Origin of the sequence: Clostridium sp. (assembly GCF_021372645.1) — a bacterium.
In the GTDB taxonomy this organism is placed as follows: Bacteria; Bacillota; Clostridia; order Clostridiales; family Clostridiaceae; genus Clostridium.
On the sequence record NZ_JAJFUC010000023.1, the window covers coordinates 1 to 2,479 of the forward strand.

Sequence of the window (2,479 nt, forward strand, 5' to 3'; positions counted from 1 at the left end):
TGACCCCCTGCTTGTAAGGCAGGTGCTCTCCCAGCTGAGCTATGCGCCCATAAGATGAATAAAATGGTGACTCCTAGGGGAATCGAACCCCTGTTACCACCGTGAAAGGGTGGTGTCTTAACCGCTTGACCAAGGAGCCATGCTATATTGTCTTTCACTTTGAATGTCTTAACTTTACGTTCTTACATCCTTAAAGCTGCTGACCACATAGACTATAATACCTAAATTTAGATTCCATGTCAACACATTTTTTCATTTTTTTTATTTTTATCTTATTTAATTTAATTATTGCACCGATTCTTGCGATATTTTATTGGAATTTTTAAATTGCTCTATAGCATCTATAAAACTAGATATAGCACCTTTTTTTAGTTCTATTTGACTTTTTATATTCTTGATTTCTGCATTACATATTTCTAAAAAATTATCTTTTTCTACTTCGTTAATAATTATGTTATATCCATTTCTTTTGAAGTTTTGCCCTGATGCTATAACTTCTAAAGGAAATTTATTATTTATAAGCAACAATATTTCTTTCTCCCAAATCCCTCTTTTATTTATCTTATATTTATCTATTAATACATTTAGATTTTTTATTTCTTCTTTAATTTCAAGTTTTAGCGAATCATATAATGCATTATAAAAAACTACTGACATTCCCCTCTTTAGTTTAATCTTTAAAAAATTCCTATTTTTAATTAAAAATTCATCTATGTTATTTTCACTTATACATTCTACATCTGCAAAAGAAAAACTTTTTATTCCACTGTCTATTGGATAATTAACAATTATTTTATCAAAATTCATTCTTCTGACTTTAAAAACACTTCCGCAATCCTCTAACTTATTATTAATTACTTTTACTTCCATCTAAAAATCACCTCATTTTAGTATTCCTTTCTTTTAACATGAATATTACTGTGATAAAATTTATTTAGCATATAAAAAATAACAAGTTAGCACATTGGGCTCGTTATTCTATTTCATATGCCTTATTACACAAACAAGGAGTGATTAATAACTATGATTTATCACGATTTAATAATTATCGGTGGTGGTGCATCTGGTTTAATGGCTGCAATCGTAGCTAAAGATTTTGGAATAGATGTAGCTATTGTTGAAGGAAATGATAGAATTGGTAAAAAAATTCTTGCAACTGGAAATGGCAGATGTAATCTTACAAACAATAATATTAATTTTCCCTACACTAACTTCCACAGTGAAAATAATAATTTTTTCCAAGAAGCTTTAAATAAATTTACAATAGAAGATACTAAAAGCATGTTTTTATCTCTTGGATTACCTTTGACAGAATTAGAAAGCGGTAAGCTCTATCCAAAATCTCTTCAAGCCTCTTCTGTAATAGATATATTTAGAATGGCATTAGATGATAGGGAAATACCTTTATATACTAATTGCAAAATTAATTCTATAAACAAAGAGAAAAACTTCACTTTATATACCAATAATGAAGAATATGAAAACTTTTCTTGTAACAAAGTTATTTTAAGTTGTGGTGGAAAATCTGCTACCAAAACTGGTTCAGATGGTTCTGGATATAAGCTAAGTAAATCCTTAGGTCACAGTATTATTGAAACTCTCCCAGGCATTGTTCAATTAAAATTAGATTATCCTTATTTAAAAGCTTTATCTGGAATTAAATTTGATGGCTCTGTTTCTGTATTAGTCAATGATGAGATCATACGAACGGATACAGGTGAAGTCTTATTCACTGATTATGGCATATCTGGGCCACCTATAATGCAATTATCCTCTTATGCCTCTAAAGCCCTTAGTAAAGGTTCAAAAGTCACTATAAGGCTTGATATGTTACCATATGAAAGTAAAGAAGATGTGGAAAACTTTTTTGCCACACATTTTTCTATGTTTAATTACAGAGAAATATCCTCTTCATTAATTGGAGTGATAAATAAAAAATTGATTTCTACACTACTAAAAGATGTTGGAATAAATGATATTCATTTACCTTGTAGCAATATTGATTGGAAATATATTAATAAATTGATTGATAAGTTTAAGCAATGGGATTTCAATTGTATAGGTACTAATGGCTTCCCTAATGCTCAAGTTACTGTTGGTGGGATAAATACCTGTGAAATAGACAATTTGACCTTAGGATCTAAACTAATTAAAAATCTTTACTTCTGTGGAGAAATTCTAGATGTTCATGGTGATTGTGGTGGTTTCAATCTTCAATGGGCATGGAGCTCTGGCTACTTAGCAGCTAAGTCTGCTTCCATAAAATAATGTAGTTTCTCTTCTCTATGGAATGAGATATCTAAAAAATAACTATCTGATTATATTAATTAAATTATAGAGGGGCTGTCGCACTAAATAATTAGTGCACAGTTCCTTTTTTGTGAAAAAAAATAAATCTCAAACCCAATAAGTTTGAGATTTATAGTAAAATATCATTATGCTACTAAAAAATATTTTACAAAAAGATTATACAATTAAT

Annotated in this window: 2 protein-coding genes and 1 tRNA gene; 1 reads left to right on the plus strand and 2 read right to left on the minus strand. The window is 29.2% G+C overall.

Annotation, left to right across the window (positions count from 1 at the left end; genetic code table 11):
• Positions 1-64 precede the first annotated feature (64 nt).
• Positions 65-139, minus strand: a tRNA-Glu gene (locus LLF98_RS03325).
• 146 nt (positions 140-285) lie between these two features.
• On the minus strand, positions 286-870 hold the full coding sequence (locus tag LLF98_RS03330) for a hypothetical protein (protein WP_291700796.1): 585 nt from the start codon (positions 868-870) through the stop codon (positions 286-288).
• A 153-nt stretch (positions 871-1,023) separates the two neighbouring features.
• Here LLF98_RS03330 and LLF98_RS03335 point away from each other — a divergent pair, with 153 nt between their 5' ends.
• The gene (locus LLF98_RS03335; RefSeq protein ID WP_291700798.1) at positions 1,024-2,268 is read left to right on the plus strand and encodes an NAD(P)/FAD-dependent oxidoreductase; all 1,245 of its coding nucleotides are present in this window, start codon (positions 1,024-1,026) and stop codon (positions 2,266-2,268) included.
• Positions 2,269-2,479: the final 211 nt, after the last annotated feature.

Bases quoted from the DNA above. Each gene is read 5' to 3' on its own strand.
- LLF98_RS03330 (WP_291700796.1), bottom strand. From the start codon at position 870: ATGGAAGTAAAAGTAATTAATAATAAGTTAGAGGATTGCGGAAGTGTT.
- LLF98_RS03335 (WP_291700798.1), top strand. From the start codon at position 1,024: ATGATTTATCACGATTTAATAATTATCGGTGGTGGTGCATCTGGTTTA.